At 69.0% G+C, this 25,050-nt stretch carries 27 protein-coding genes; 12 read left to right on the forward strand and 15 right to left on the reverse strand.

What is annotated here, in order from left to right; all coding sequences use genetic code 11:
• Positions 1-67: 67 nt before the first annotated feature.
• The 3 genes from ACYVLQ_RS23700 to ACYVLQ_RS23710 all read right to left on the reverse strand — a co-directional run bounded on the left by ACYVLQ_RS23700 (position 68) and on the right by ACYVLQ_RS23710 (position 4,119).
• Entirely contained in the window at positions 68-1,255 is a 1,188-nt protein-coding gene (locus tag ACYVLQ_RS23700) for a hypothetical protein (protein WP_460699714.1), read from the reverse strand.
• Between the two features lie 78 nt (positions 1,256-1,333).
• Positions 1,334-2,434, reverse strand: coding sequence for a hypothetical protein (locus ACYVLQ_RS23705; RefSeq protein ID WP_460699715.1), 1,101 nt, complete (start codon positions 2,432-2,434; stop codon positions 1,334-1,336).
• A 281-nt stretch (positions 2,435-2,715) separates the two neighbouring features.
• Positions 2,716-4,119: an NAD(P)H-quinone dehydrogenase gene (locus ACYVLQ_RS23710; protein WP_460699716.1), complete on the reverse strand. Its 1,404-nt coding sequence runs from the start codon at positions 4,117-4,119 to the stop codon at positions 2,716-2,718.
• Positions 4,120-4,614: 495 nt separating this feature from the next.
• Here ACYVLQ_RS23710 and ACYVLQ_RS23715 point away from each other — a divergent pair, with 495 nt between their 5' ends.
• Positions 4,615-5,094 (forward strand): gamma-glutamylcyclotransferase, encoded by a 480-nt coding sequence (locus ACYVLQ_RS23715; RefSeq protein WP_460699717.1) that lies wholly within the window; start codon positions 4,615-4,617, stop codon positions 5,092-5,094.
• 415 nt (positions 5,095-5,509) lie between these two features.
• Here ACYVLQ_RS23715 and ACYVLQ_RS23720 read toward each other — a convergent pair whose 3' ends face one another.
• The 4 genes from ACYVLQ_RS23720 to ACYVLQ_RS23735 all read right to left on the reverse strand — a co-directional run bounded on the left by ACYVLQ_RS23720 (position 5,510) and on the right by ACYVLQ_RS23735 (position 9,828).
• Positions 5,510-6,664 carry a M20 family metallopeptidase gene (locus tag ACYVLQ_RS23720; protein ID WP_460699756.1) on the reverse strand — a complete coding sequence of 385 codons (1,155 nt, stop codon included), beginning with the start codon at positions 6,662-6,664 and terminating at the stop codon, positions 5,510-5,512.
• 164 nt (positions 6,665-6,828) lie between these two features.
• A complete protein-coding gene (locus ACYVLQ_RS23725; RefSeq protein ID WP_460699757.1) occupies positions 6,829-8,004 on the reverse strand; it encodes a M20 family metallopeptidase in 1,176 nt (391 codons plus the stop codon).
• A gap of 176 nt (positions 8,005-8,180) precedes the next feature.
• Complete coding sequence (locus tag ACYVLQ_RS23730) at positions 8,181-8,882, reverse strand: enoyl-CoA hydratase-related protein (protein ID WP_460699718.1); 702 nt, start codon at positions 8,880-8,882, stop codon at positions 8,181-8,183.
• A 31-nt stretch (positions 8,883-8,913) separates the two neighbouring features.
• Positions 8,914-9,828 carry a ribonuclease Z gene (locus tag ACYVLQ_RS23735; RefSeq protein WP_460699719.1) on the reverse strand — a complete coding sequence of 305 codons (915 nt, stop codon included), beginning with the start codon at positions 9,826-9,828 and terminating at the stop codon, positions 8,914-8,916.
• Positions 9,829-10,104: 276 nt separating this feature from the next.
• On the opposite strand from ACYVLQ_RS23735, the gene ACYVLQ_RS23740 reads away from it, so the two are divergent.
• Positions 10,105-10,884 (forward strand): purine-nucleoside phosphorylase, encoded by a 780-nt coding sequence (locus ACYVLQ_RS23740; protein WP_460699720.1) that lies wholly within the window; start codon positions 10,105-10,107, stop codon positions 10,882-10,884.
• Positions 10,885-10,909: 25 nt separating this feature from the next.
• Positions 10,910-12,685 carry a phospho-sugar mutase gene (locus tag ACYVLQ_RS23745; protein WP_460699721.1) on the forward strand — a complete coding sequence of 592 codons (1,776 nt, stop codon included), beginning with the start codon at positions 10,910-10,912 and terminating at the stop codon, positions 12,683-12,685.
• A 36-nt stretch (positions 12,686-12,721) separates the two neighbouring features.
• Here the strand turns inward: ACYVLQ_RS23745 and upp are convergent, their stop codons facing one another.
• A complete protein-coding gene (gene upp / locus ACYVLQ_RS23750) occupies positions 12,722-13,345 on the reverse strand; it encodes a uracil phosphoribosyltransferase (protein ID WP_460699722.1) in 624 nt (207 codons plus the stop codon).
• Between the two features lie 150 nt (positions 13,346-13,495).
• On the opposite strand from upp, the gene ACYVLQ_RS23755 reads away from it, so the two are divergent.
• Genes ACYVLQ_RS23755 through ACYVLQ_RS23775 form a run of 5 tightly spaced genes read left to right on the forward strand, consistent with a single transcriptional unit; the run spans position 13,496 to position 16,933 of the window.
• On the forward strand, positions 13,496-13,816 hold the full coding sequence (locus ACYVLQ_RS23755; protein WP_460699723.1) for a hypothetical protein: 321 nt from the start codon (positions 13,496-13,498) through the stop codon (positions 13,814-13,816).
• Between the two features lie 5 nt (positions 13,817-13,821).
• A complete protein-coding gene (locus ACYVLQ_RS23760; protein ID WP_460699758.1) occupies positions 13,822-14,949 on the forward strand; it encodes a bifunctional WXG100 family type VII secretion target/C40 family peptidase in 1,128 nt (375 codons plus the stop codon).
• Positions 14,946-15,290, forward strand: coding sequence for a hypothetical protein (locus tag ACYVLQ_RS23765; protein WP_460699724.1), 345 nt, complete (start codon positions 14,946-14,948; stop codon positions 15,288-15,290). Before ACYVLQ_RS23760 ends, ACYVLQ_RS23765 begins: the two co-directional genes overlap by 4 nt.
• A gap of 9 nt (positions 15,291-15,299) precedes the next feature.
• Complete coding sequence (locus tag ACYVLQ_RS23770) at positions 15,300-15,647, forward strand: YbaB/EbfC family nucleoid-associated protein (protein WP_460699725.1); 348 nt, start codon at positions 15,300-15,302, stop codon at positions 15,645-15,647.
• Between the two features lie 32 nt (positions 15,648-15,679).
• Positions 15,680-16,933: a primosomal protein gene (locus ACYVLQ_RS23775; RefSeq protein WP_460699726.1), complete on the forward strand. Its 1,254-nt coding sequence runs from the start codon at positions 15,680-15,682 to the stop codon at positions 16,931-16,933.
• 355 nt (positions 16,934-17,288) lie between these two features.
• Here ACYVLQ_RS23775 and ACYVLQ_RS23780 read toward each other — a convergent pair whose 3' ends face one another.
• From ACYVLQ_RS23780 to ACYVLQ_RS23795, 4 genes are all read right to left on the reverse strand, one after another.
• Positions 17,289-18,380 carry an adenosine deaminase gene (locus ACYVLQ_RS23780; protein ID WP_460699727.1) on the reverse strand — a complete coding sequence of 364 codons (1,092 nt, stop codon included), beginning with the start codon at positions 18,378-18,380 and terminating at the stop codon, positions 17,289-17,291.
• Between the two features lie 371 nt (positions 18,381-18,751).
• Positions 18,752-20,035 (reverse strand): thymidine phosphorylase, encoded by a 1,284-nt coding sequence (locus ACYVLQ_RS23785; RefSeq protein ID WP_460699759.1) that lies wholly within the window; start codon positions 20,033-20,035, stop codon positions 18,752-18,754.
• Positions 20,036-20,194: 159 nt separating this feature from the next.
• A complete protein-coding gene (locus ACYVLQ_RS23790; RefSeq protein ID WP_460699728.1) occupies positions 20,195-20,596 on the reverse strand; it encodes a cytidine deaminase in 402 nt (133 codons plus the stop codon).
• 49 nt (positions 20,597-20,645) lie between these two features.
• The gene (locus tag ACYVLQ_RS23795; RefSeq protein ID WP_460699729.1) at positions 20,646-21,098 is read right to left on the reverse strand and encodes a tyrosine-type recombinase/integrase; all 453 of its coding nucleotides are present in this window, start codon (positions 21,096-21,098) and stop codon (positions 20,646-20,648) included.
• Between the two features lie 34 nt (positions 21,099-21,132).
• On the opposite strand from ACYVLQ_RS23795, the gene ACYVLQ_RS23800 reads away from it, so the two are divergent.
• Positions 21,133-21,690 (forward strand): DUF7172 family protein, encoded by a 558-nt coding sequence (locus ACYVLQ_RS23800; RefSeq protein WP_460699730.1) that lies wholly within the window; start codon positions 21,133-21,135, stop codon positions 21,688-21,690.
• Positions 21,691-21,763: 73 nt separating this feature from the next.
• Here the strand turns inward: ACYVLQ_RS23800 and ACYVLQ_RS23805 are convergent, their stop codons facing one another.
• Positions 21,764-22,138 (reverse strand): hypothetical protein, encoded by a 375-nt coding sequence (locus tag ACYVLQ_RS23805; RefSeq protein WP_460699731.1) that lies wholly within the window; start codon positions 22,136-22,138, stop codon positions 21,764-21,766.
• Positions 22,135-22,701, reverse strand: coding sequence for a hypothetical protein (locus ACYVLQ_RS23810; protein WP_460699732.1), 567 nt, complete (start codon positions 22,699-22,701; stop codon positions 22,135-22,137). The genes ACYVLQ_RS23805 and ACYVLQ_RS23810 overlap by 4 nt, the downstream gene beginning before the upstream one ends.
• A gap of 275 nt (positions 22,702-22,976) precedes the next feature.
• Here ACYVLQ_RS23810 and ACYVLQ_RS23815 point away from each other — a divergent pair, with 275 nt between their 5' ends.
• The 3 genes from ACYVLQ_RS23815 to ACYVLQ_RS23825 are packed head-to-tail and all read left to right on the forward strand — an operon-like array spanning position 22,977 to position 24,625.
• Positions 22,977-23,294 carry a hypothetical protein gene (locus ACYVLQ_RS23815; protein WP_460699733.1) on the forward strand — a complete coding sequence of 106 codons (318 nt, stop codon included), beginning with the start codon at positions 22,977-22,979 and terminating at the stop codon, positions 23,292-23,294.
• The gene (locus ACYVLQ_RS23820; RefSeq protein ID WP_460699734.1) at positions 23,275-23,793 is read left to right on the forward strand and encodes a DUF6879 family protein; all 519 of its coding nucleotides are present in this window, start codon (positions 23,275-23,277) and stop codon (positions 23,791-23,793) included. Before ACYVLQ_RS23815 ends, ACYVLQ_RS23820 begins: the two co-directional genes overlap by 20 nt.
• Positions 23,774-24,625 carry a DUF5753 domain-containing protein gene (locus tag ACYVLQ_RS23825; protein WP_460699735.1) on the forward strand — a complete coding sequence of 284 codons (852 nt, stop codon included), beginning with the start codon at positions 23,774-23,776 and terminating at the stop codon, positions 24,623-24,625. Before ACYVLQ_RS23820 ends, ACYVLQ_RS23825 begins: the two co-directional genes overlap by 20 nt.
• 79 nt (positions 24,626-24,704) lie before the next feature.
• Here the strand turns inward: ACYVLQ_RS23825 and ACYVLQ_RS23830 are convergent, their stop codons facing one another.
• Positions 24,705-24,881 carry a hypothetical protein gene (locus ACYVLQ_RS23830; protein ID WP_460699736.1) on the reverse strand — a complete coding sequence of 59 codons (177 nt, stop codon included), beginning with the start codon at positions 24,879-24,881 and terminating at the stop codon, positions 24,705-24,707.
• Between the last annotated feature and the right edge of the window lie 169 nt (positions 24,882-25,050).

The raw sequence follows: 25,050 nt of genomic DNA on the forward strand, positions 1-25,050 counted from the left end.
GTGCGCGATCAGGCCACTGTCGCACACTCCGGACCAGATTCTGAAATTTCTTTCTCACATTTTGGGATCAGAAGATGATCTGCGAGATCAATGTCCGCCCGTCCTGAACGACCGTTGTGATGATCTGCGAGTAGACGGCCGTACTCCCGTCGGGACGACGCTCGGTGATCTCGACATTGAAGCGATCGACGCCCGTCGTCGCCACACGCAGGCAGTATGTGGTGCCCCGCGGGATCTGCTCGTCGATGGCCTTCTGCAACTCGGGGGCGGGCAGCAGGTTGATATCCGGCACCGCGAACGAGTGCGCACGTGCCGCGTTGCGCTCGGTGTAGTACGCGTGCTGGAAGGCGAAGATGGTTCCCAGCCCGGTCGACGTATCGCCGGGGCCGTTGCCGGTCACGACGCCGCCCTCGGTGCTGGACGCGCAGGTGAGTCCCGAATCCGCCGCCGAGGCCGAGGGCGGCGCCGCGCCCGTCTCCTCGGTCCCACCCCCGTTGTTCCGCGTCGCGAACACGATCACCGCGGCGATCGCCACGATCACCACGAATGCCGCCGCCAGACCGCCGATGAGTACGCCGGTGTTGCGTCGCGGCTTCTCGGGCTCGGGCTCCGCGGCCGGGCGCGACGGCGCCAGTTTCTTGGCCAGGTCATCGTCGTCCCACAGCGAGTTGGAGGAGGACTCGCGCGGCGACGGGCGGGCCGCGACCAACTTCTTGGCGAGTTCGTCGTCGTCCCACAGCGAACCCGACAACTCCCGGGGCGGGGTGGCCGGGCGACGCGCGGCCCCCTGATCGGCCTGCTCGGGGTAGCGCCCGGTCGGCTGGGAGGGCGGTGACGGGGGTGCCGAGCGCCCTGAGTCGGACGAACCCCGCACCTCCTGCACCGGACCGCGCTGAGTCTCGGGCCCGCGATACGGGTCCGGGCCGCGCTGCCCCGTGGGAGCGGGCCCGCGCGGCGGCGGCACCGAGCCGGAATCCGGCGCCCGGTACTGCGGCGGTGGCGGCGGGACCGGCGGGGCGGCCGGAGTAGCCGGGGCATCGGCGGGCTGCCAGCCGAGGTTGGGCCGATCGGGCTCGCCCACCGGGGACCAGCCGACCGAACCCGATTCACCGGTCGGCGGGCCGAAGTCGGTCAGCGGCGGGCCGAATTCACTGAGCGGCGGGCCGAACTCGGAGACGGGCGGGCCGAACTCGGACTCGCCCCGATCCCGGGGCCGCCCGGATTCGTCGTAGTCGGCATCGTCTTCGGAAGCCATCGCCTGTCGTCCCTTCCCCATGACACACACGTGGGGCGGTCGCGAACGACCGCCCCACGTGTCTCAGTTCAGTCTGTGTCAGTGCTGGACCGAACCACTCCACTGCGTCGTGACACCCGCGACACCCACGATTTGCGGTGCCAGTTCGCCCTCCGGCAGCTTACCAACCTGTGCGGCGGCCTCGAGCGCCGCTGGACCGCCCGGCTGCATCCGGATCCAGCCCTCGACGGCCGCCTTGGCGGCGTTGGCGGCGGTCGTGTCGACGTAGGTCTCATTGGTGATGTCGTGGAAACCGGTCGCCGACTTCAGGTCATCGATGCCCGTGGTGTGGGTATAGGTGGTGACCTTGATCTTGTTGGCCTCGACGTACTCGAGCGACACGCCGGCATCGCCCACGCCGTTCGGCGTCGCGTAGCCGACGGTGCCCACGTACCCGTCCAGATTGCTGAAGTGGTGGGTGTTGGCCACGTACCCGGGCATTACGCCACCGGCGTCGATATTGGCCCCGACCTCGGTATGCGGGCCCTCCATCGTGACGACCGGCGCCGCCGGGGCGGAACGCAGGCTCGGCGGGGCCCACCGCGGTTGTGCCGGCTCCTCCGCGGGCCCGTCGTCGGCGAGGGTGTCGGTGTTGCCCTGGTCGCCTTGATTCGGCTGCGCCGGGCGCGGCGAGACCTGCGGTTGCGGGCGCGGCTGCTCGGGCTTGAGCTGATCGGTCAGGCCCTCGTTCGGGTTGGGCTGCGGTACCACCGCGGGCTGCGGCTGGTCCCCCTCGCCCGGGACCGGAAGCGGAGCCACGCGCGGCGTGGTGATGCCCGGCTGTCGCGGCGCGGCCTGTGGCGGATTCTTCGGATCGGGCTTGGGAGCATTCGGATCCGGCGGCGCGGTGACGCCCGGCTGCGGAGTGGTCACGCCCGGCTGCGACGGCGTGGTGACACCCGGCTGCGCCGGAGTCTGTCCTTGGTTGTCCGCCTGCGGGGCCTCGCTCGGCTGCTCACCCTCCGGCGCCTGCACCTCGTTGGTGTTCGGCTGCGCGGGTGTGGTCGGCACCGCAGGCTCGGCCGGTGCGGCGGTGGCGGGCGCCGAGGCCGAGAGAATGGTGGCCACGGCGGCCGCGGTGGCCAGCGGCAACGAGGTCGTAGCCAGCATGCGCCCCGGCTTACGATGTTTGACTGTCACGCGATCCCTTTCACGAACCCGGCCGTTGTCGATGCCGACCGTGCTCCAGCTTCCCTCATCAGATGCCCGGTCCGCTCCGTCACGACCCCGGGGGCCGTCCGCGGATTCCCGGCTCGGGAAGGGCCGTTCCCCCGCGCGCGAAACCAACCAACCGCCCAACACTGACATCTCTGCCGGAAGTGAACCACACGCACAGATCTCAGGCAACAGGTACGGACGCCCCAGCACCGGGAAGTGAGATCCCCACTGCCGCAACCCCGCAACGGCACCGATTCGACACGTCAGCCCAGGTCGTCGTGCCGCATCAGCTGACGCGCGGCCTCGGTGATCGATCCGGACAGCGACGGGTACACCGAGAACGTCTGCGCCAGATCGTTGACCGTCAGGTTGTTCTGCACGGCCATCGCGATGGGCAGGATCAGTTCGGAAGCGATCGGGGCCACCACGACACCCCCGATCACCACGCCGGTGGCAGGTCGGCAGAAGATCTTGACGAAGCCGCGGCGCAGGCCCGACATCTTCGCCCGCGGGTTGGTGTTCAGCGGCAGCATGACGGTGCGGGCGGGCGTCTCGCCGTTGTCGATGGCGGTCTGGCTGACCCCGACCGTCGCGATCTCGGGGCGGGTGAACACCGCCGAGGCGACCGTCTTCAGCCGGATCGGCTGCACGCCCTCCCCCAGCGCGTGATACATCGCGATGCGACCCTGCATGGCGGCCACCGAGGCCAACGGCAGCAGGCCGGTGCAGTCGCCCGCGGCGTAGATGCCCGGGACCGAGGTCCGCGATACCCGGTCCACCCGCAGGTAGCCGCCCTTGTCGAGTTTGATGCCGATGCGCTCCAGGCCGAGGTTCTGGGTGTTCGGTGTGGAACCGACCGTCATCAGCGCGTGCGAGCCGGTCACCGTGCGCCCGTCGGCCAGCTTCACCACGATCCCGTCGGCGGTGCGCTCGACGGCATCGGCGCGCGCCTGCTTGAACAGCTCCACGCCGCGCTCCGCGAGGGCATCCTCGAGCACCAGCGCGGCGTCCGCGTCCTCGCTGGGCATGATGCGGTCGCGGCTGGACAGCACCTTCACCTTCACACCCATCTCGGTGTAGGCGGAGACGAATTCCGCGCCGGTGACGCCGGATCCGATCACCACCAGGGTTTCCGGCAGTTCCTTCAGGTCGTAGAGCTGGCGCCAGTTCAGGATCCGCTCACCGTCGGGCTCGGCGCCGGGCAGCACGCGCGGGGCGGAGCCGGTCGCGATCAGCACCACGTCCGCCTCGATCACCCGCTCGGCGCCGTCGGCCAGGGTGGCCCGCACCAGGTGGGTGGCCAGCCCGGCGATCTGGTCGATCAGCTCGCCGCGGCCGTTGAGGATGGTCACCCCGGCGGCCTGCAGCTTGGACCGGATGTCGGAGGACTGCGCCTGCGCCAGCGTCTTCACCCGGGAGTTGACCTCCGACAGCCGCACCTGCGCCTGCGCGACGTGCAGCGTGATGCCCAGATCGCGGGCCCGGCGCAGGTCCGTGCGCACCCCCGTGGAGGCGATGAAGGTCTTGGACGGCACGCAGTCCCACAGCACGCACGCGCCACCGATGCCGTCGCAATCGATCACCGTGACCGTCGCGCCGTGCTGGGATGCCACCAACGCCGCCTCGTAGCCGGCGGGGCCGCCCCCGATGATCGCAATGCGGGTCATGTGTACCTCCGCTGTCGAGCTGTCGTACCGGGATCTCCGATACGCATAACGTTATCGGTCCAGGTCCTCACAGGTTTGACCGCATCACCGGTGATACCCGCCCGTTGCCGGGCGTTCACGGACCACGAGAATCCCGCCCTGGACGAGGGCAACGTGTTACCGCGATGCCCTCGCCCTGCGGCGTCTACACGAACGCGATACGGCCGACAGCCGAGCCACGCGACACCCCGCCCGCGACACGCAGTGCCCAGAACCCGGCCATGCGACGAAGGAGCGAGCCGAGCACCCCCTGCAGAGCGTCTCCGTACGCTCCCAACTTCGGCCGCGAAGCGATAGCCAAGCAACCAGACCTGCAAGGTTTTCGGCGCGTCTCGGTTTCCAGGTGCCGCCGCGATGCGACGAAGGAGCAAGCAGCGGTACTGGAAACCGAGACTCCGGGCGCCGAAAACCCCGCCGGAGCAAAGCGGAGGCCGATAAAACAGCTACCCTTTCTAGGTGCCGATATACGCCGCCTACGGGTCCAACATGGATCCCGAGCAGATGCTCAAGCGCTGTCCGCACTCCCCGGTGTACGGAACCGGTTGGTTGGAGGGGTGGCGCCTGACCTTCGCCGGCGACGACATCGGCTGGGAGGGGCCGCTCGCGACGGTGGTCGAGGAGCCCGGCTCGCGCGTTTTCGTCGTGCTCTACGACGTCTCCGCCGACGACGAGGCGAGCCTGGACCGCTGGGAGGGCTCGGATTTCGGCATCCACAAGAAGATCCGCCTGCGGGTCACGCCGAATACGGGCACCGGCACCGAGCCGGTCCTGGCCTGGCTGTACGTGCTGGACGCCTACGAGGGTGGCCTGCCCTCCGCCCGATACATCGGCGTGATCTCCGACGCCGCCGAAAAGGCCGGAGCCCCGGCCGATTACGTCCACGCCCTGCGCACTCGCAACAGTAAGAACGTAGGACCGGGCACCTTCGGCCTCTGAGCGCTCCACAGCAGCTTCCCGGGCTAGCACGTCATTCCGGGCGCGCTATCCCTCGTTCCGGCGTGCTATCTCGTCGTTCCGGCGTGCCATCCCGTCGTTCCGGCGTGCCATCCCGTCATTCCGACGCGCCATCCCGTCATTCCGACGCGCCATCCCGTCATTCCAGCGCGCCATCCCGTCATTCCAGCGCGCCATCCCGTCATTCCAGCCTGCTATCCCGTCATTCCGGCGTGCTTCTTGCCGGAATCCACCTTGGCTGCCGTGGCTTCCGGCCAAGAGCACGCCGGAAATAGAGTGCGGCGAGCGCCGGTCGAAGTGCGGGCGACGAGCGCTGGTCGAAGTGCTGATCCGACGAGCGCCCGTCAAAAGTGCGGGGCGACGGGCGCTGGTCGGAGTGCTGGGCGACGAGCGCCGGTCAGCGCGGGGCGGCGGGTGCCGGTCGGTGGGCCTGTAGGACCAGGTTCGTCAGGGCTCGCACGCCCACGCTCAGGGCGCGCTCGTCGATGTCGAAAGTGGGCTGGTGCAGGTCGAGTTGGGGGCCGTGCCCCGGCCAGACGCCCAGGCGGGCCATCGCGCCGGGAACTTCCTCCAGGTACCAGGAGAAATCCTCGCCGCCGCCGGACTGGGGAGTGTCGGCCAGTGCCTCGGGACCCAGGATGCGGATGGCGTCCTCGAACATGCGGGTGGCGTGCTCGTCGTTGACCACCGGCGGCACGCCGCGCTTGTAGTTCAACTGGTAGCGCACGCCCGTCGGCGCCAACAGCCCGTCGACGATCTCGCGCACCATCGGCTCGAGCAGCGACCAGGTGGCGTGGTCGCCGGTGCGGACGGTGCCGGTCAGCATGCCGGTCTGCGGAATCGCGTTGGGCGCCTTGCCTGCCGAGACCGCGCCCCACACCATGACGGTGCTGGTGCGGGGATCGATGCGGCGACTCAGGATCCCGGGCAGGCCGGTGATCACGGTGCCGATCGCGTACACCAGATCGCTGGTCAGGTGCGGGCGCGAGGTGTGGCCGCCGGGTGAGTCCAGCACCAGTTCGACGGTGTCGGCGGCGGAGGTGATGGCGCCGACCCGGACGCCGACCCGGCCCACCTCCAGCCGGGGGTCGCAGTGCAGCGCGAACATCCGCGACACGTCCTCCATCGCCCCGGCCGCGACCATATCGATGGCGCCGCCGGGCATCACCTCCTCGGCGTGCTGGAACACCAACCGCACGCCGACGGGCAGTTCGGGCACCTCCGCCAGCGCCATCGCGGTGCCGAGCAGGATCGCGGTGTGCGCGTCGTGCCCGCAGGCGTGCGACACACCCGGCACGGAGGAGGCGAACGGGAGGCCGGTGTACTCCTGCAGCGGGAGCGCATCCATATCGGCGCGCAGGCCGATGCGCGGCCCGTCGGGGCCGATGTCACAGATCAGGCCGGTGCCAGTGGGCAGCTTCCGCGGCTCGAGCCCGGCCTTGACCAGCCAGGTCTCGACGAACTCGGTCGTGGCGAACTCGGTGCGGGACAGCTCGGGGTTGGCGTGGATGTGCCGCCGCCACCCGATCAGGTCCTCCGCGTGCTCGCTCAGCCACGCGTCGACCGCCTCGCGGCCGGTCGCCGTGCTCCGCGCCGATGCGGCGCCGTTCGTGGACGGGGCACCGTTCGTCGATGCCACATCTCCGAGCGTCGCCGCCGCTCCCGGATCCGCCGCCCGCGCCGTACTCGGCGCGGTATCGGACCCGCCGGTTGTACTCACCGAATGTCCTCCTGTCGCTGAATGCTGCGCTCCAACAACCTGTCCCTGTGAAATTGATCGCCCGCAAGGTGTATCGCGGTACGCGCCAGTGCCGTAGCACCGTCGGTCACTGCGAGATCCGCCGATGACGTGATACACGCCGCGGCGAATTCCGGCTGATGTGTCACCGCACCGCCGGCATCGATCCCGATAACCGGATGGATGCCGGGGATGACGTGGGTGACGTTGCCCATATCGGTACTGCCCAGCGGCCGCGCTGCCTCGAGCTCCGGCGCGAGCGGCACGCGTCCCATACCGAGAATCTGCTCGCGATAGGCACACAGTAGTGCGGAATCGGGCGTGAGCTCGGTATATGTGGGCGCAAGCGTCCGAATTTCGTGGGTACATCCGGTCGCCAGTGCTCCCGCCTCGAAGCAGGCCGATGCGCGTCGCATCAGATCATCGAGGGATGCGGAGTCGACTGCCCGTAGGTAGTACAGCAGTTCCGCATGTCCGGGCACGATGTTGGGGGCCACGCCGCCCGCCTTAACTATACCGTGCAGTTGCTGCCCGGGGTTCAGATGCTGACGCAGCAACCCAAGGGCTACTTGAGCGACGGTCACCGCGTCACCGGCGTTTCGCCCCTGTTCGGGCGCGGCGCTGGCGTGCGCCTCCCGCCCGTGGAACGCGATCGAGACGTCCGCCAGCGCCAGCGACCGGGCGCCGACGATGTCGTACGGCCCGGGGTGGACCATCATCGCCATCGCCGTGCCGTCGAATACTCCGCGCTCGAGCATCAGTACCTTGCCGCCGCCGCTCTCCTCGGCCGGGGTGCCGAACACCTTCACCGTGATTCCGCACGCATCGGCCACTTCGGCCAGGCCCAGGGCCGCACCCACCGACGACGCGGCGATGATGTTGTGCCCACAGGCGTGTCCGATCTCGGGCAACGCGTCGTACTCCGCGCAGATTCCCACCACCAGTTCCCCGCTGCCGTACGTGGCGGTGAACGCGGTGTCCAGCCCGGCCACGGGCGTCTCGATCGCGAACCCTCGTTCCCGCAGCGGAGCAAGGGTTTTCGCGACGCTGCGCGTCTCGGCGAAGGCCAGTTCGGGTTCGGCGTGGATGTCGTGCGACAGCGCGATCAACTGCTCGGCGGCGGCGCGGATGGCCGCGTCGGCGGCGGCCAGCAACGCGGAATCCGGGGCGACAGCGGCACCGGCATCGCCACAGACCGATCCGACTGTTCGGTCCGAGCCGCGGTCAGATAGTGAAAAGCCGGAGCTGCGTGGCATGGCACACAGTGTTGCACTGTGGCCGCACGATCGCCTATCGGGTTATCCGGCGGCGAATGGCCGGCGTTCGCTCGTCAGGCTCCGAAGGCCAGATTCTCCGGAGTCGTCGGGGTGTTCAGGCCCGCCAGCGCCCGCCCGTGCAGCGCGCGCTTGATCACCGGCAAGTTCGGCTTGCGGTTGCCGGTCAGCGCGGCGGCGCGGGTCACGGCCGCGGCTAGCACCTTGTCCGCCTCGGCCTGTTCGTCGATGATGCCCGCGGCGATCGCGTCGGCCGCGGCGTAGCGGCGGCCGGTCGTCATGGCCTCCAGCGCCACCTGATTGGCCAGCCGCTCGGTGACCAGCGCGTTCATCGCGACGGTGAACGGCATGCCCAGATGCACCTCGGGCAGGCACCAGTAGCCGCGATCGCCGCGCATCACCCGGAAGTCGTGCGAGGTGGCGAGCATCGCGCCCGCGCCGAAGGCATGACCGTTGATCGCCGCCACGGTCGGCATCGGGAAGGCCAGCAGGCGGCTGAACATCGAGTGGACGCGGTCCAGGTACCAGTGCACGCGGTCGTAGTTGCCGAACAGCCAGTCGGTGTCGAGGCCGTTGCTGTAGAACTTGCCGGTGGCCACGGTGACCAGGGCGGCCGGACCCTCGCTCCCCTCGACCTCGTCCAGCAGCCCGTGAAAGGCGTCGACGAACTCGGGGTGGAACCGGTTCTCGCTGTCGGTCTGGCCCTCGTTGCCCAGGTAGAGGACGAAGACGTCCCCGTCACGTTCCAAGTACGGCATATTCCGAGCATAAGTTACCGGCGAGTTGGGTTCACCGCCGCGCTGGCACCGGCACCCGCATGAGGTCCTCGGCCACCACCAACTCGCCGTGGAAGAACTTGCTCGCCTCGGCCCGATGTCCGTCGAGGTCGGGGTAGCGCTGCGAGAAATGAGTGAGCACCAGCGTCCGCACGCCCGCCGCCTCGGCCACCCGGGCGGCCTCGGCGGCGGTCAGGTGGCCGAACTCGTGCGCGAGCGCGGCGTCGGCGTCCAGGAACGTGGACTCGATGACCAGCATGTCGGCGTCCTGCGCCAATTCCTCTACGCCGGAGCACATTCGGGTATCCATGGCGAAGGCGAAGCGCTGGCCGCGCCGCGCCGTCGAGACCTCGTCGAGGGTGACCGTGCGGCCGTCGGGCAGCCGCAACGCGCCCTCGCGCTGTAGGCGGCCGACGTCCGGGCCCGCGATCTCGAAGGCGGACAGCCGATCCGGCAGCATGCGCCGCCCGTCGGGTTCGGTGAGCCGATAGCCGAACGTCGCCACCCGGTGCGACAGGGCCACCGCATCCAAGCGGAAGGGCGCCTGCGGCAACGGAATCGGGCCGTCCCCGGGGACCGGATGCGCCCGCAGGCCCGGATCCGGATCTCGCGGCACGATCTGACTCAACCGCTCGAAGTAGTTGCTGTCCTCCGCGGGAAAGCAGACGTCGACCGCGTGCTCGACCCGGTCCAGATTCAGCCTGCCCAGCACCCCGGGCAGGCCCAGGCAGTGGTCGCCGTGGAAATGAGTGATGCAGATGCCCGTGATGCTCGCCGCCGAGACCCCGGCGTACAGCATCTGGCGCTGGGTGCCCTCGCCCGGATCGAACAGCAGCCCGGCGCCGTCCCACCGCAGCAGATAGCCGTTGTGATTGCGCTGACGGGTAGGCACCTGGCTGGCCGTCCCCAATACGACGAGTTCACGCACGGCCTCATACTGCCCTGCCACACCGCCCGTCGCCGCCGGGACGCGACCCACCCCTCGGCGACGCGCCGTCACCGAGTACCGCAGCCCGAGCGTCCCGCAGATCTCACACAGCGGCTCCCGCGGTGCGCTTGCTCGACTCGCGCACCGAGCACGGCACGCGCCGGCGCCTCGGGACCGTCGTGCGGCGACGACCGACCGGGTCGCCCGCCGGACAGGTGACGACGCCGGCCCCACCGCGGTCGGCGGCCCGCCACCGCCCCGACTATCGTGGCCGACATGCTTGCCGAACAGGCCGCCGAGGCAATCGCCGAACGTACGGGAGTCGCGCGCCACCGGGTCGCGGTGGTGTTGGGATCGGGCTGGCAAGAAGCGGCCGCGGAGATCGGCAATCCCACCGCGTCGGTGCCGATGAGCGAGCTTCCCGGATTCGGCGCTCCCACGGCACAGGGGCATCAGGGGACCGTGCGCTCCGTGCTGGTGAACGACTCCCCGGTACTGCTGATGATGGGCCGCCAGCACCTGTACGAGGGCTACGAACCCGCGCAGGTGGTGCACGGCGTGCGCGCGGCCGTCGCCGCGGGCGTCGAGACCGTGCTGCTGACGAATGCGGCCGGTGGCATCCGGCCCGGCCTGCGGGTCGGCGAGCCGGTGCTGATCGGCGACCACATCAATCTCACCGGCCGCACCCCGTTGTCCGGCGCCACCTTCGTCGACCTGGTCGACGCCTGGGACCCCGAGCTGCGCAAGCTGGCCAAGGAGGTCGATCCGAGTCTCACCGAGGGCGTGTACGCGGGCCTGACCGGACCGCAGTACGAGACCCCCGCCGAGATCCGCATGCTCGCCACCGTGGGTGCCGACCTGGTGGGCATGTCCACCGTGCTGGAGGCGATCGCCTGCCGCGCCGCCGGGGCCCGGGTCCTCGGCATCTCGCTGGTCACCAACCTCGCCGCCGGAGTGACGGGCGCGCCCCTGTCGCACGCCGAGGTCCTGGCCGAGGGCCATGCCGCCGCGCCGCGCCTGGGCAAACTCCTGCGCGGCGTACTGGAACGGCTGTAGCGCGAGCGGAAGGGAGGCGCTGCCGATGTTGCGATTCGGAACGGCCGGTCTGCGCGGACCGCTGCGGGACGGTCCCGACGGGATGAACGTGGACACGGTCGCCCGGGCGACCGCCGGACTGGCCGAGTGGCTGCGCGGCCGCTGCCTGGGTGGCGGCCTGGTGGTCGTCGGCCGCGACGCCCGGCACGGCTCCGCCGAGTTCGCCGCCGCCACCGCGGAAGTCCTTGCCGCGACCGGGTTCTCGGTGCTGGCGCTGCCCCGCCCGCTGCCCACTCCGATCGTCGCGTTCGCGGTCCGGGAGCTGGGAGCCGTTGCGGGAGTGCAGATCACGGCCTCGCACAATCCCGCCACCGACAACGGGTACAAGGTGTACCTGGACGGCGGCTCGCAGCTGATCCCGCCCGCCGACGCCGAGATCGAGCGCCGCATAGCGGCTGTGCGCGAACCGATTCCGCGCGCGGACCCCAAGCCCACCGCACCCGACCCCGCGACCCTGTCGTTGTCGGTAGGCGCCTCGGTCACCGATATGGGCGAGGAGATCGTCCAGCGTTACCTGGCCCGCGTCGCCTCGCTTCCCCACCTGCTCGGCGGGTCGGACAGGATCGGCGAACCCGTCGTGGGAGCCCGGACGAACGGCCCCGGCACGCCCCCGGCGGTCTCCGGGATGGCGGCGCCCGCGACATCCGGTGCCGCGGCGGCACCCGCCGAGCCCGTCCGACAGATCGACGACGCGACGCCCGCCGCCACCGCACGACAGGGCACCGGCAGCACGGCGCGCACCGGCACGGCACCCGCACCGGGTTCCGGGGCGCCGCGAAACCCGGTGGAGCGCAGTGATCTTCGCATCGCCCTCACGCCCATGCATGGCGTCGGCGGCGAACTCGCCGTGACGGCGCTGCACGCCGCGGGGTTCACCGATGTGCACGTGGTGGTCGAGCAGTTCGCGCCCGATCCGGACTTCCCGACGGTGGCCTTCCCGAACCCGGAGGAGCCGGGTGCGGCGGATCTGCTGCTGGCCCTGGCCGAGAAGGTCGACGCGGACCTCGCGATCGCCCTGGACCCCGATGCGGACCGCTGCGCGATCGGCGTGCCCGGCCCGGCCGGGTGGGCGCTGCTGCGCGGCGACCAGACCGGCGTGCTGCTCGCCGACTACGTGCTGCGGACCGCGCCGAAGGATGCGCTGGCGGCCACCACGATCGTATCGTCGCGGCTGCTGAGCAAGCTGGCTCCGGCCCGCGGCGCCCACTACGCCGAGACCCTCACCGGCTTCAAATGGCTGTCCCGGGCGGGTCAGGGTCTCGTGTACGCCTACGAGGAGGCCATCGGCCACTGCGTCGATCCGGCGACCGTGCGCGACAAGGACGGCATCTCGGCCGCGGTGACGGCCGCCGACCTGGTGGCCCGGCTGCGCGCGGTCGGGCGCGGCCCGCTCGACGCCCTGGACGGCTACGCCCTGGAATTCGGGCTGCACGCCGGGGACCAGGTCTCGCTGCGCCTGGACGACCAGGCCGCGGCCGCCGAAGTGGTTGCCCGGCTGCGGAATTCCCCACCGGACCGCATCGCGGGCGTGCCGGTCACCTGTACCGACCTCCTGCAGGTCCGGGGGCAGATGCGCACGGACGCACTGATTTTCGAGGGCGAGTCACAACGCATAGTGATCCGCCCCTCCGGCACCGAACCCAAACTCAAGTGCTACCTCGAAGTGGTGGAGCCGGTCTCGACGAAAGCCGACCTGCACACCGCGAAACAAGCTGCGGCCCAACGTCTGTCACAACTGCGCAAGTACTGCGAATCACTCTGACCGCAGAGCTCGGCCTTTCCGGCAGCGGGAGGTAACTCAGCGCGGCCCGAACTGCCGATCCCCCGCGTCGCCCAGACCCGGCACGATGTAGGCGTCGGCGTTGAGTCCGGCGTCCACCGCGGCGGTCACCAACCGCACTGGCAGGCCCGAATCAGCCAGCGCGGCAACACCTTCGGGCGCGGCCACGACGCATATGGCCGTGATGTCGGTGGCGTTGCGGGCGGCCAGCAGCTCCAGCGTGTGGCACATCGAGCCGCCGGTCGCCAGCATCGGGTCCAGGACGAACACCGGCAGCCCGGACAGATCCTCGGGGAGCGATTCCATGTACGGCACCGGCTGGTGAGTGTCCTCGTTGCGGGCGATGCCGACGAATCCGACCCGCGATTCCGGAATGAGCGCGCTGGCCGCGTCCACCATGCCCAGCCCGGCCCGCAGCACCGGCACCAGCAGCGGCGGCTGCGCGAGCCGCGCCCCGTCGGCGGTCGCGACCGGGGTGGCGACGTCGAACCTCGCCACGGGCGCCTCGCGCAGTGCCTCGTAGATCAGGAACCCCGTGAGGTCACGCAGCGCGGCACGGAACGCCGGATTCGGCGTGCGGGCGTCGCGCATGGTCGTCAGCAAGGTGTCGGCCAGCGGGTGATCCACGATGTGCGTGTGCATGAGGGAACGATAACGATAAGGTCTGTACGGGTTCACGACCCGAACCTGCGATGGATTTCTCGTCCGGGGGTGGAACCGTGCCCGTGGCGCCTGCGTCGAAGTACTCGAATGACGTAATCTGCCACCAGACCAGCACGATGGGGGATGTTGATGCACAAAGTCTCGGTCGACACCGAGGGCGTCGCCGCCTACGGTGCGACAGCCGGGGGCCTGTCCGGTGAGATGGCTGCCGCCGCCGCCAGCGCGGCGGGCGCCAACCCACTGTTGTTGGGCCCGATCTTCGGCCTGGTGGGTGGCGATTTCGTCGCCGCGTACGCCGCCGCGCACGCCGGGCATGTGGCGGGTATCAGCGAACTGTCGGCGGTTCTGGGCAGCATGGGCGCCGCGGCGACCGGCGCGGCCGTCGCGACCTCCGAGTCCGACGCAGGCAATGCCGCCGCCCTGCGCTCCACCGAGGGAGGCCGGGCGTGACGGGCGTGATCAACCTCGATGCCCTGGCACAGCCGATCATCGACCTGCTCACCAGCTTCGGCCACGGCGTCGTCCCCACCGGCGGCCCGTCCGACGCGCTGCGGCAGACGTCCACCACCCTGGACGGAATTCATCAGGCGGGCAGCGCCGGGATCAATCAGGTCACCAGCGCCTGGCAGGGCCAGGGCGGCGACGCCGCGATGGACAAAGCGCTGAAGGTGCAGACCTCGGCGGCCGCCATCTCCGACCGCGGCCTGAACATGGCCGACGTGGTCAATCAGGCGGCGGCCTCGGTCCAGACCGGGCAGAAGGAGCTGGACGGAATCCTGCAGTCGTTCGTGCAGTCGGTGACGGTGCTGGGTCCCGCCGTCACCACACCCCCGGGGCTGGCGACGGTCGTGAGCTCGGCGATCGACCACCTCGGCCAGGCCCTGAACGTGGTCGGCCGCACCCGTTCCGAACTCGATACCCACACCGCCTCGATGACCGAGCTGACCCCGGCGCCGCCCACCCCCTCGGCCGCCAGCACCACCACGGCCGCGGCATCGGCCGCCCCGATAGCGAGCGGCGTGCAGCAGGCCGGGGCGCTGCTCGGCGGCGTGGCCTCCACGGGCGGCTCGATGATGAGCAGCCTGGTCAGCCCCGCTTCCATGTCCACCCCGTCCTCGCGCCCGAGCAGCGGCGGCGCCACCACGCCGAACTCGCAGGCCGGAGAGACCAAGCCGGGGCGGCACGGCGGCGTCATGATCACCCTCCCCGACGGCAGCCAGGTCGAGGCGCCCAACGAGAAGGCCGCCAAGGCGGTGACGTCGGCGCTCAGCGCCACCGGCACTCCCTACGTGTGGGGCGGCAACACCCCGGGCTCCGGCCTGGACTGCAGCGGCCTCACCAAGTGGGCCTACGGTGAGGCCGGGGTCGACATTCCCCGGCTGGCAGCCGACCAGAGCGCCGGTGCCACGCCGGTGAGCCCGGGCGAGCTCATGCCCGGCGATCTGGCCATCTGGGACGGCCACGTGGCGATGGTCATCGGTAACGGACAGCTCGTCGAGGCCGGTGACCCGGTACAGACCGGTCCGATTCGAACGGAGAACAGCGGTATGGGATTCCACGGCTTCTACAGGCCCACGTCATGAGCTCGTCGCAGCAGATCCCCAATGTCACGGTGGCCGCCAGCACCAACCGCGCGGGCACGATCAGCGTCCGGGCCACCGACCAGGGCATGCCGGTGGAGATCAAGTTCGAGCGCAGCGAATACCGCTACGGCGCAAAGGCGTTGGCGGCGGAGATCCTGCGCCTGACCAAGCGGTCGGCGATCGTCGCCAAGGCTCGTCGGCGCGAGCTGCTGGCCGAGTCGGGCATGCCGGACGAGGTCTTGGACAAGCTGGGCTTGCCCACCCGCGGCCAGGCGGTCGACGAGCTGGACCGCATGGACGACGCGGATACGGGGCCCACGAGCTGGATGCGGCCGGTTTAGGGAGACAGCATGAGTGCAGAGATGGATGCCCTGGTCGCGCAGGCGACGGACAAGCTGGAGGCGCTGGAGGCCGCGCTCTACGGCCTACAGCAGGTGCGCGGCCGGTACACCGCCGAGGACGGCTCGGTGACGGTCGAGGTCGATTCGAGCGGCGCCCTGGTCGGCCTGGAGCTGGCGGAAACGGTGGCCTCCCGCCCTCCGGCCGAGGTGAGCCAGCTGATCATCTGGGCGTGCCAGCAGGCCGCGCAGGACGCGGGCGCCCAGCGTTCCGAGGTGGTCGGCAAGTTGAACTCCGCGTTCGTGCCGCCGGAGACGGCAACCACGGAATCGGGAAACGTTGGGGGGCGGGCCGAATAGTGCCGCGGGCGCTGGCTCGATAGGCTTCGGTCATGGCTTCTGGAGACATCGTCCCGATCGAGCTCGGCCTGACCGACGGCGACCTCGTTACATTGTGGGCACCGCGCTGGCGAGACGGTGACGACGAGTGGGAGGCATTCCTCGGCCACGAGGACGCGCTGTACGGATTCGGGTCCGTCGCGGAACTCGCCGCGTTCATCCGCACCAACAACGACAACGACCTGGTGGACCACCCGGCGTGGAAGGTCGTGGCCGGGCTGTCGGCCGCCGAGCTGGAGCCGGAGGAGCAGTATGTCTTCGACCTGGTCGGCGTGCCGGAGCTGGCGGCGGGTGATCCGGATCCGGAGGTTCTCGCCGAACTCGAGGAGACGCTCGATATGGTCCGCACCCTCGGCGAGGTGTGCGAACTCGAGGTGGTGACGAAGTTCTTCGGCTCCCACCCGGTGCTGGGCGCGCTGCCCGCCGGCCTCAGCGCCTTCGTCGGCCGCGAGGGTGAGGAGCTGTGGGACCAGATCGGCTCGGCCATCGCCAAGGACTGGGACGCGGTGGTCGACGCCATCGATTCGGCGGTGCAGTCGCCCGATGTCGATGCCGACGCGGTGGCCGTCGCCGAGGCGGAATTACTTGCGGCCGAAGAGAATATCGTCGACGCGGAGGACGCCGCCGACACCGATGACGACGATATCGAGCCGGTCGACCTCGACGAGGAAGAAGACGAGGACGAGGACGACGAGGACCCGACGTTCTGGCACGAGGTCGGAATCGACCCGGTCAAGATCGTCACCTCCGCGGATACGTACTACACGCTGCGTTGCTACCTCGACGACGAGCCGGTGTTCCTCGGCAGCGAGGGCACCATCACGGTGTTCACCTCCGAGCGCGCCCTGGCGCGCTACCTGGCCGACGATCACGAGCACGACCTGGCCCGGGTGAGCACCTACGGCGAGGTACAGACCGCGGCCACCGACGGATCGCTGGAGGTCGAGGTCAGCGACGAGAACGTCTACGTGCTGCCCGGCCTGGCCGACGACCTCGGCGAGGGCCCCAAGTCCGTCGACATCGACCAACTCGACCTGGCGGTCGAATTGTTCACCGACGCAGCCGATTACGCGGGCGACGACACGGTAGAGCAGGCACTGGCCAAGTCGACCCCCCTGGGCTGGTACGTGTCCTACCTCCTCGAGCCCGACCCGACCCGCATGGCCCCCAGCCCCCCATTCGCCGCCGAAGCCGAACAATGGCGAGCCCTGGAACAGTCCTTCGAAAACCGCCTGGAAAAAGGCTGACCTACCCCACCACAGCCGCCGCCGAGCCACAACCACTCAGACAGGCCCGCCACCACCCAGCCCAAACCACCCGGGCACAGCTGACACACCGCTCCCCCCGAACACGCCCGCCACACCACTCCGGCCGCAACCACCCGGACACCACCGACACACCACTTCGGCCGTAACCACCCGAACACCACCGACACACCACGCCGGGCGTAACCCGCCCAGGCACAGCCGACGCACCACGCGGACCATAGCCACCCGGGTACCACCGACACACCGCGCCGACTGTAACCACCTGGGCGATGGTCGACGCAGCGCTTCTGTCATACCCGGCGAGACGCCCCCTGGGGCGTCTCGCCGGGTCGGCTCAGCCGAGGAGTACCGCGTAACCCGGCTTGATGACCTCGTCGATGATGCGCAGGCGGTCGGGGAACGGGATGAACGCCGACTTCATCGCGTTGATGGTGAAACGTTCCAGGTCGCTCCAGCCGTAGTCGAAGGTCTCCACCAGCTTGAGCATCTCGCGGCTCATATCGGTATCGCTCATCAGCCGGTTGTCGGTGTTGACGGTGACGCGGAAGCGCAGCCGGGCCAGCAGGTCGAACGGGTGCTTCTCCAGCGATGGCACCGCGCCGGTCTGCACGTTCGACGACGGGCACAGCTCGAGCGGAATCCGCATGTCCCGCACGTAGTTCGCGACCAGGCCGAGCCGCGGCTCGGTCTCGGAATCGAAGATGTCGTCCGTGATCCGCACCCCGTGGCCCAGGCGGTCGCAGCCGCAAAACGCCACCGCCTCATGGATGGACGGCAGCCCGAACGCCTCCCCGGCGTGAATCGTCACGTGCGCACAGTTGGCGCGCATGTACTCGAACGCGTCGAGGTGGCGGCTGGGCGGATAGCCCGCCTCGGCGCCGGCGATGTCGAATCCGCCGACCCCGCGATCGCGGAAGCGCACCGCCAGTTCGGCGATCTCCAGCGAGCGAGCGGCATGCCGCATGGCGGTGAGCAGGCAGACCATCCGGATCGGGGTGCCGTCCGCGGCGGCCAGCTCCGCCCCCTCGGCGAAGCCCGCCAAAGTGTGCTCGACCACCTCGTCCAGCGACAGGCCCCGCTCGAGGTGCTGTTCGGGGGCGAATCGCACCTCGGCGTACACCACGCCGTCGGCGGCGAGATCCTGCGCGCATTCTCGTGCCACCCGCCGCAGCCCCTCCGGGGTCTGCATCACCGCGACGGTGTGGGCGAAGGTTTCCAGATAGCGCTCGAGCGACCCGCTGTCGGCGGCGTCGCGGAACCACTGGCCCAGGGATTCGGCATCGTGTGCCGGAAGCTGCTCGTAGCCGCACTCGGCGGCCAGTTCGAGCACGGTCGCCGGACGCAGCCCACCGTCTAGGTGGTCGTGCAGCACGGCCTTCGGGGCCTGGCGGATCGAGGCAAGGGTCAAAGGCATCGGTCCAGTCATGTACCGACGCTATCCGCATCCGCACACTTCCGCACCCGACTCCCCGTGTGTCCATCCTCTCGCTGGCATGTCGTCCCCGAAACGTCGCCCGCGTGTCGCTCGAGTAACACTTCCCGCACCCCCACCCGTTCCCGCACCCCCCGCAAGCGCTGCAGGGAGTGCGTGAACACGCACGGGGTGCGAGAGAGTTGGCACCGCCAGCGAAGCCGTGTATCGGCGAGCGGGACCAGGTGCGAAACCAATGTGCCGCGTTGCTTCACGCACCCTCCGCGCGTTCACGCACCCACCGCATGCGCTGCGCGGGGTGCGTGAGCAGGGACGGGGTGCGTGAATAGGGGCGGGGTGCGCGAAGAGGGACAGGGTGGGTGAAGTTAGGGCGCGATGCGGTCCAGGACGGTGGGGGTGGGTGAGAGGGGTTTCGATGCGATGGTGTGGCCGTCTGTGAGGGCGGCGAGGGCAAGGGGGATGGCGTCGGGGGTATCGGTGTGGAGGGTTAGCAAGGGCTGGCCCGTGGTGACGGAATCGCCTGGCTTGGCGTGCATTTCGATACCGGCACCGAATTGCACCGGGTCGCCCTGGCGGGCGCGACCGGCGCCGAGGCGCCAGGCAGCCAGGCCGACGGACATGGCGTCGAGGCGGGTCAGGGTGCCGGACCGTTGCGCTGTCACGGTTTCGGTGTGCTTCGCGCGCGGCAGCGGTGCGTCGGGATCGCCGCCCTGCCCGGCGATCATGGCCCGCCAGTGGTCCATGGCGCGACCGTCGGTCAGCGCCGCGGCGGGGTCGACATCGTGAATTCCGGCCTGCGCCAGCATTTCCCGGGCCAGCGCGACGGTCAGTTCGACGACGTCGGCCGGGCCGCCACCGGCCAGCACCGCCACGGATTCGGCGACCTCCAAAGCGTTTCCGGCGGTGCGGCCGAGCGGGGTGTCCATCGCGGTCAGCAGCGCGACGGTCCGCACGCCCGCATCGGTGCCCAATTCGACCATGGCCGTGGCCAATTCACGCGCGGAGTCGAGGTCCTTCATGAACGCGCCGCCGCCCACCTTGACGTCGAGCACCAGCGCCGCGGTTCCCTCCGCGATCTTCTTGCTCATGATCGAACTGGCGATCAGCGGAACCGATTCCACGGTCCCGGTGACGTCGCGCAGCGCGTACAACCGCTTGTCGGCGGGTGCCAGATCCGCACCCGCCGCGCAGACCACCGCGCCGATCTTCGGATCCGCCAACAACTCCCGCATCCGCGGCACCGAGATATCGGCCCGCCAGCCGGGGATCGACTCCAGTTTGTCCAGCGTGCCGCCGGTGTGGCCCAGCCCGCGCCCGGACAGTTGCGGGACGGCCGCTCCGCAGGCGGCGACCAGCGGCGCCAGCGGCAGCGTGATCTTGTCCCCCACGCCGCCGGTCGAATGCTTGTCGACGGTCGGCCGCGGCAGATCGGTGAAGTCCATCCGCTTGCCCGACTCGATCATCGCCCGCGTCCACCGCGCGATCTCTCGCCGCGTCATTCCCCGCAGCAGAATCGCCATCGCCAGCGCCGACATCTGCTCGTCGGCCACCTCGCCCCGGGTGAATGCGTCCACCACCCAGTCGATCTGGTCGTCCCCGAGCTCACCACCGTCGCGCTTGGACGCGATAACCGACACCGCCGAATGCACACTCGCCATGGCCCCAAGCCTGTCAGACAACGAGCCGCGTCGCTGGCATCCACGGCACGAAAAGCGTGCGTGATCAGGCAGTGGGCGCGAAAGATCAAACCGCGGCCGCCGTCACGGCGCCCCGATAAGTAGCCCAAAACCTCGCCGGGGTGCCGAAATTCACACGTCCCGCTGTCCCGCCGCCAAATCGTCGGGCCCGAAGGCATAGGGCAGCAAACTGCCGAGCGGGACCGGCCCGTCTCGATGATCCACCAGCATTTCCGCACCTCCGTGCTCATAGAGCACCTGTCGGCACCGACCGCACGGCATCAGAATCGCTCCGCGCGAATCGCATACGGCAACCGCCAGCAATCGCCCGCCGCCGGCCGCGCAGAAGTTACCCACGAGTACACATTCGGCGCAGAGACCGAGGCCGTATGAGATATTCTCCACATTGCATCCCGTGACCACTCCCCGATCGGTCAGCCCGGCGGCCCCAACCGGGAACCTGGAGTAGGGCGCGTAGGCTCGTTTCATTGCTTCAAATGCGTTCTGCTGCAGAAGATTCCAGTCGATCTCCACTTCGCGATTCCTCTCAAATTCCGGTGCGGGGCAGCGTTTCAACGCGTGTTCAAGAGGGGTCCTCCGGGGTGATTGTCCCGGCATTGTCCCGCTTAAGGCCGGCGTCGCTCAGTGCCCGAGTGACTTCCTCGCTGTCGTGCCACAGCCGCGCATACCTCTCCAGCGTGTACTTCGAGGAGGTGTGGCCCATGCGTTCCATCACCAGCTTCGGTGACGCTCCACCGTTGATCAACACCGACGCGTAGTAGTGGCGCAACAGATAGAACTTCAGTTTGGGCAGCCCGACCGCCGCACGGACGCGGTTCCAGTGGTCTGCCCATGTCGACCGATGCCAGTCGTTGCCGTTGCCGAACCGGAAGATCACATCGTCCCCGCCGATGTCGTAGTCAGCGAGCGCGATATGCCGATCTAGCGCCTGATCGACCTCCTCGCCGAACGCGACGCGGCGCATCTTCCGCGTCTTCGGTGGACCGAACACCACCCCGTCGACGAACCCGTGCATCGATCCCGCCTACTTCGACGTCACCGACGGCGAGGTGTCCCCGAAACGGCACTGGCAGTTCGAGCATCGCGCCACCGCGGTCGCTGGCGGCTGGACCTTCACGCCCGCCAACAACGCGGCCGGTACCACCTTGGGGTTCGTGCAGGCGCAGTGGACGAACAGCACGCCGGTCGCGCAGCAGGTGTACGCGCTGATGACGCAGGATGCTGCGCGGTACGTGATCGACCAGCTGAAACACCTGGTCATCCAATACCAGTGGGGCACATCGTTCGGTGCGGCACCAGCCGATCCGACGCTGACCGAGGAGTCCCGGATCCGCGGCTATCTGGATTTCGGCACCACGACGGTGTCCGGCACGACCGTGGGTGTGTTCGGGATGCTGGAGGACCGCCAGCCGCGGATCAGCACACCGATCGGGGACGTGATCACCCTGCCGCCGGGCCAGATTATGAAGGCGAGGGCGCAGGTCCGGTGGTTCACCAGCGCGTGGGGTTTGGACTGGTACAGCGGCTACGGTGACCCGGTGGCGCAGCGGATCGGGAAGGTCGGGCCGGTGCAGATTGACTTGTTCAGCTCGCCGGTGATGCCCTGATGCGGAGCGTGCCGAGCCCGCCGTCCCTGGACTCGGCACGCGTCATCAAAGAATCCCTGCATCTACACGACGATCACCCAGCACGGGTGCCACCGCGGACGCTGTGCACTGCCTTGAACGTTTTTCCTCGCGTCCGGGAGCCGGGTCTCAGCAGCACCGTGATGCCGTCGCGGGTGAGGTACCGGTGGCCCACCAGCTCGGCGCGGTCGTCCACCAGGGCCGACCCGATCCACGGGCACCGCCACCCGGTCATGTTGCTGACGTGGGGCCCGATTCGCCCGTCGCTGGTGACGGGCACGAAGTGCAGGCAGTGAGTGAGGTCCGGGCAGCGCACCGCCGTGACACTGCCGTACGGGCCGCCATCGTCGGTGCGGTAGGTCGCGCACCGCGACAGCCGGGTCTCGGAATGCACCGGCCGCGCAGGCGTAGCCGCCGGGCGGGTAATCACTGCAGATCCCTCTCCAGGCGGATATCGGGTGTTGCCCGCCCCGCCTCGATCAACGCCCGCCACGCCGCCCGCTTACGTGCACAGCCCTCCACCGTGCAGTCCCGATGCTGCTGGGTGATCTTGTGGGCGTGCTCGACCGACAGTGGCGCGTCCGGTGCTTCGTGGGTCCAGCCGATCGCCGACTGCTCGCGCTCGAGGCGTGCCCGTATCTCTGGCACGCCGGTCCCGGTGTCGGCGTGGTCTCTCCACCAGTCGAATTTCGTCATGCCTGACCGCCCCTGTCGTTCGCGGCTGCGGTGCACAGCACCGCGATGCCCGCCTCCCTCAGTGCGCGGTATCCGTCTCCGAGGTGCGCCGCGGTCGGGACGATGACGGACCGTCGCGTTGTGCCGGTTGACCGTTTCCATCAGTCGCAGCGTGGGCATGTCGGTGTCGGCACCGAAGACCAATCCCTCGGCCGGGTGCACATCCGACCATTCGGCCAGTTCCCGAACCGCTTTCTCGTCGTCGGTCACGTTCTCGCTGAGGTCGGCCCGGACCAGGCCAACCGCGTTGTCCCGCATCGCTTCTCCCTCTCCGTGGTGTGGTGGGCGCCCACCGCCGGGGAGCCGCACGGGAGCGGTCCACCGATCGTGGTGTCTAGCGCGTTGGGCCGACCGATAGACCTTGCGGCTCTAACCCGGCGGCGGGGCCAATCCGAACGGTAGAAGTGGCGCGTATCACGACGGAAGCTTGTTGCGAAATGTTGCGCAATTTGACCGGGCAGCTCGCGGCAACACCATGCCTACCTTGAGAGCGCCTGTGCGACAGGCGCGTATGCGGGGTTACCCTCGAACAAGTGAGCGACAGCTACCGGTTGACTGCCTACCTGGCGCGAGAGAGTATGGGCGGGTATCCCGCAACATCTCGCAACAAGGTAGGTAGGGGGCTGACCATGCGTCTAACGTTCATTGCCAAGGATCCGGGCTCGAATCCCTCGGGCTCACCGACGCTGTACCGCACCGACCGCGATTCGTGGGTAGTGCAGGGGTGGGTGGTTACCGACCCCGAAGCTCTCGCTGCGATGGACATTCCGGAAGGCGAGACGTGCGTGGAGATCCCAGACAGGCTAGTTCCGTTCTTCGGGCAGGGAGACAGTGACCTCGATCAGCGATGACGATTTCGATCGTCTGCTAACCGATTTCGAGGCATCATCGGTGCACCTCGAAACCCGTGACGCCTACGGGACAGCGATCGAACTGCCGTACATGGCGAAATGGGCCGCCGGTGAACACGATGACCTCGAATGGCTGCAAGGCTGGTGCGGCACGGTCCGCGCCCACGTGGCCGCCGGGCGATCCGTTCGCCGGGCACGCATCATCTCCGAACCGCTGAGCGACTATCAGTACTGGTCCCACAGCATCGCCCACCCGATGGTGGACGCCGGAGAAGACATCCGCTGGGTTCCGCGGCGGCTCGTATCGTCAACCGCGATACCGGGCAACGATTTCTATCTCCTCGATGACCGCCTGGCGATCTTCCTGCACTACTCCGGCAACGGGCTTGCGGTCGACAAGACCACGTCCACCGATCCCCACGACATCGCGCTGTGCCGCACGGCATTCGAGGCGGTGTGGCATCTGGCTATCCCGCACCGTGACTACAAGCCCGTCTAGCGCCGCACAGGAAGCACGCCGGGCTCTCGGTCGGCGGCTCCGCGAACTGCGCAACGCCGCTGGCCTCACTATGCGGGAGCTGGGTGCCGCGAACGAGTGGCATTTCGCGCGGGTGTCGAAGATTGAGAACGGTGTGCAGTCGCCGACCGACCGCGATATTCAGTTGTGGTGCCAGGCGTGCGCTGCGGAGGAGCAGATACCGGACCTGATCGCGACGTTGCGCACGGTCGATGAGGCGTATGTGGAGTTCCGGCGGCAGAGCCGCGCGGGAATGAAGCGTGTACTGGGTGCACACACGCTGAAGAAGTACGAGCAGACCAAGGTGTTCCGCATCTACGAGCACAACGTCATCCCCGGCCTGTTCCAGACGGCGGAGTACTCCGCGGCGATGCTGTCTTTCTGGATCCGGTTCCTGGGCACCCCGAACGACGTGGACGACGCGGTGAACGTCCGACTGGAACGGCAGCGGATCTTGCAGCGCGGCGGGAAACGGTTCGTCGCGCTGCTGGAGGAGCAGGCGCTACGAACGTGGTTCGGCACAGCCGATGTGCAGGCCGGGCAGCTGGGACGGCTCCTCGAGCTGATGGCGCTGCCGAATATCTCCATCGGCATCATCCCGCTAATGGTCGAACGCGACGCGGTGGCGTCCGCCGGGTTCTGGATCTTCGATGACAATCTCGTGGCGCTGGAGACACCAACCGCCAACATTCAGGTCACCCAACCAGCGGAGTGCAACCTGTACGCGCGCATGTTCGAGGAGCTGAAGCGGTCCGCCGTCTACGGTCCGGCAGCCCGGCGCCTGATCCTGGATGTGCTCGCAGAACTCAGCTGACCGTGAGGCGTTCAGGCGCTGCTGAGTTGTCGTGGCATTCAGCTCGGCTTCACCGGTCGCGCAGCGGGGCCGCTGGCTGCTACCGACGCGGCGGCTGTTCCTCGGTGCCGTCGTTGATGACGAGTGTCGTGTAGCCGCCCTGGCGCTCCAGCCATTTCGTGAGCGGCGACATCTGATCGAGGTAGGTCTCGAGGTTCGCGGCGAACAGTGGATCGTGCTCGGTGGGGACGTTGAACCGCAGCACGAACTCGCTCATCTTGCACTTCCTACAGCTTGGTGGAGTTGTCCCGGTTGTCCCGGCACTCTGTTCGCGTGGCGTCGCTCGGGTCGCTCGGGTCGCGTTCGGGGGGCCGGAACCACCTTATGATCGGCTGTAATCCGCTGTTACCGAGTGCAATCGATCACTTACCCGCGAGTAGTTTTCT

The organism is Nocardia thraciensis (assembly GCF_054782435.1).

Coding starts and splice junctions, on each gene's coding strand:
- ACYVLQ_RS23700 (WP_460699714.1), bottom strand. CDS start 1,255: ATGGCTTCCGAAGACGATGCCGACTACGACGAATCCGGGCGGCCCCGG.
- ACYVLQ_RS23710 (WP_460699716.1), bottom strand. CDS start 4,119: ATGACCCGCATTGCGATCATCGGGGGCGGCCCCGCCGGCTACGAGGCG.
- ACYVLQ_RS23730 (WP_460699718.1), bottom strand. CDS start 8,882: ATGCCGTACTTGGAACGTGACGGGGACGTCTTCGTCCTCTACCTGGGC.
- ACYVLQ_RS23740 (WP_460699720.1), top strand. CDS start 10,105: ATGCTTGCCGAACAGGCCGCCGAGGCAATCGCCGAACGTACGGGAGTC.
- ACYVLQ_RS23745 (WP_460699721.1), top strand. CDS start 10,910: ATGTTGCGATTCGGAACGGCCGGTCTGCGCGGACCGCTGCGGGACGGT.
- upp (WP_460699722.1), bottom strand. CDS start 13,345: ATGCACACGCACATCGTGGATCACCCGCTGGCCGACACCTTGCTGACG.
- ACYVLQ_RS23755 (WP_460699723.1), top strand. CDS start 13,496: ATGCACAAAGTCTCGGTCGACACCGAGGGCGTCGCCGCCTACGGTGCG.
- ACYVLQ_RS23765 (WP_460699724.1), top strand. CDS start 14,946: ATGAGCTCGTCGCAGCAGATCCCCAATGTCACGGTGGCCGCCAGCACC.
- ACYVLQ_RS23770 (WP_460699725.1), top strand. CDS start 15,300: ATGAGTGCAGAGATGGATGCCCTGGTCGCGCAGGCGACGGACAAGCTG.
- ACYVLQ_RS23775 (WP_460699726.1), top strand. CDS start 15,680: ATGGCTTCTGGAGACATCGTCCCGATCGAGCTCGGCCTGACCGACGGC.
- ACYVLQ_RS23780 (WP_460699727.1), bottom strand. CDS start 18,380: ATGACTGGACCGATGCCTTTGACCCTTGCCTCGATCCGCCAGGCCCCG.
- ACYVLQ_RS23795 (WP_460699729.1), bottom strand. CDS start 21,098: ATGCACGGGTTCGTCGACGGGGTGGTGTTCGGTCCACCGAAGACGCGG.
- ACYVLQ_RS23810 (WP_460699732.1), bottom strand. CDS start 22,701: ATGCGGGACAACGCGGTTGGCCTGGTCCGGGCCGACCTCAGCGAGAAC.
- ACYVLQ_RS23830 (WP_460699736.1), bottom strand. CDS start 24,881: ATGAGCGAGTTCGTGCTGCGGTTCAACGTCCCCACCGAGCACGATCCA.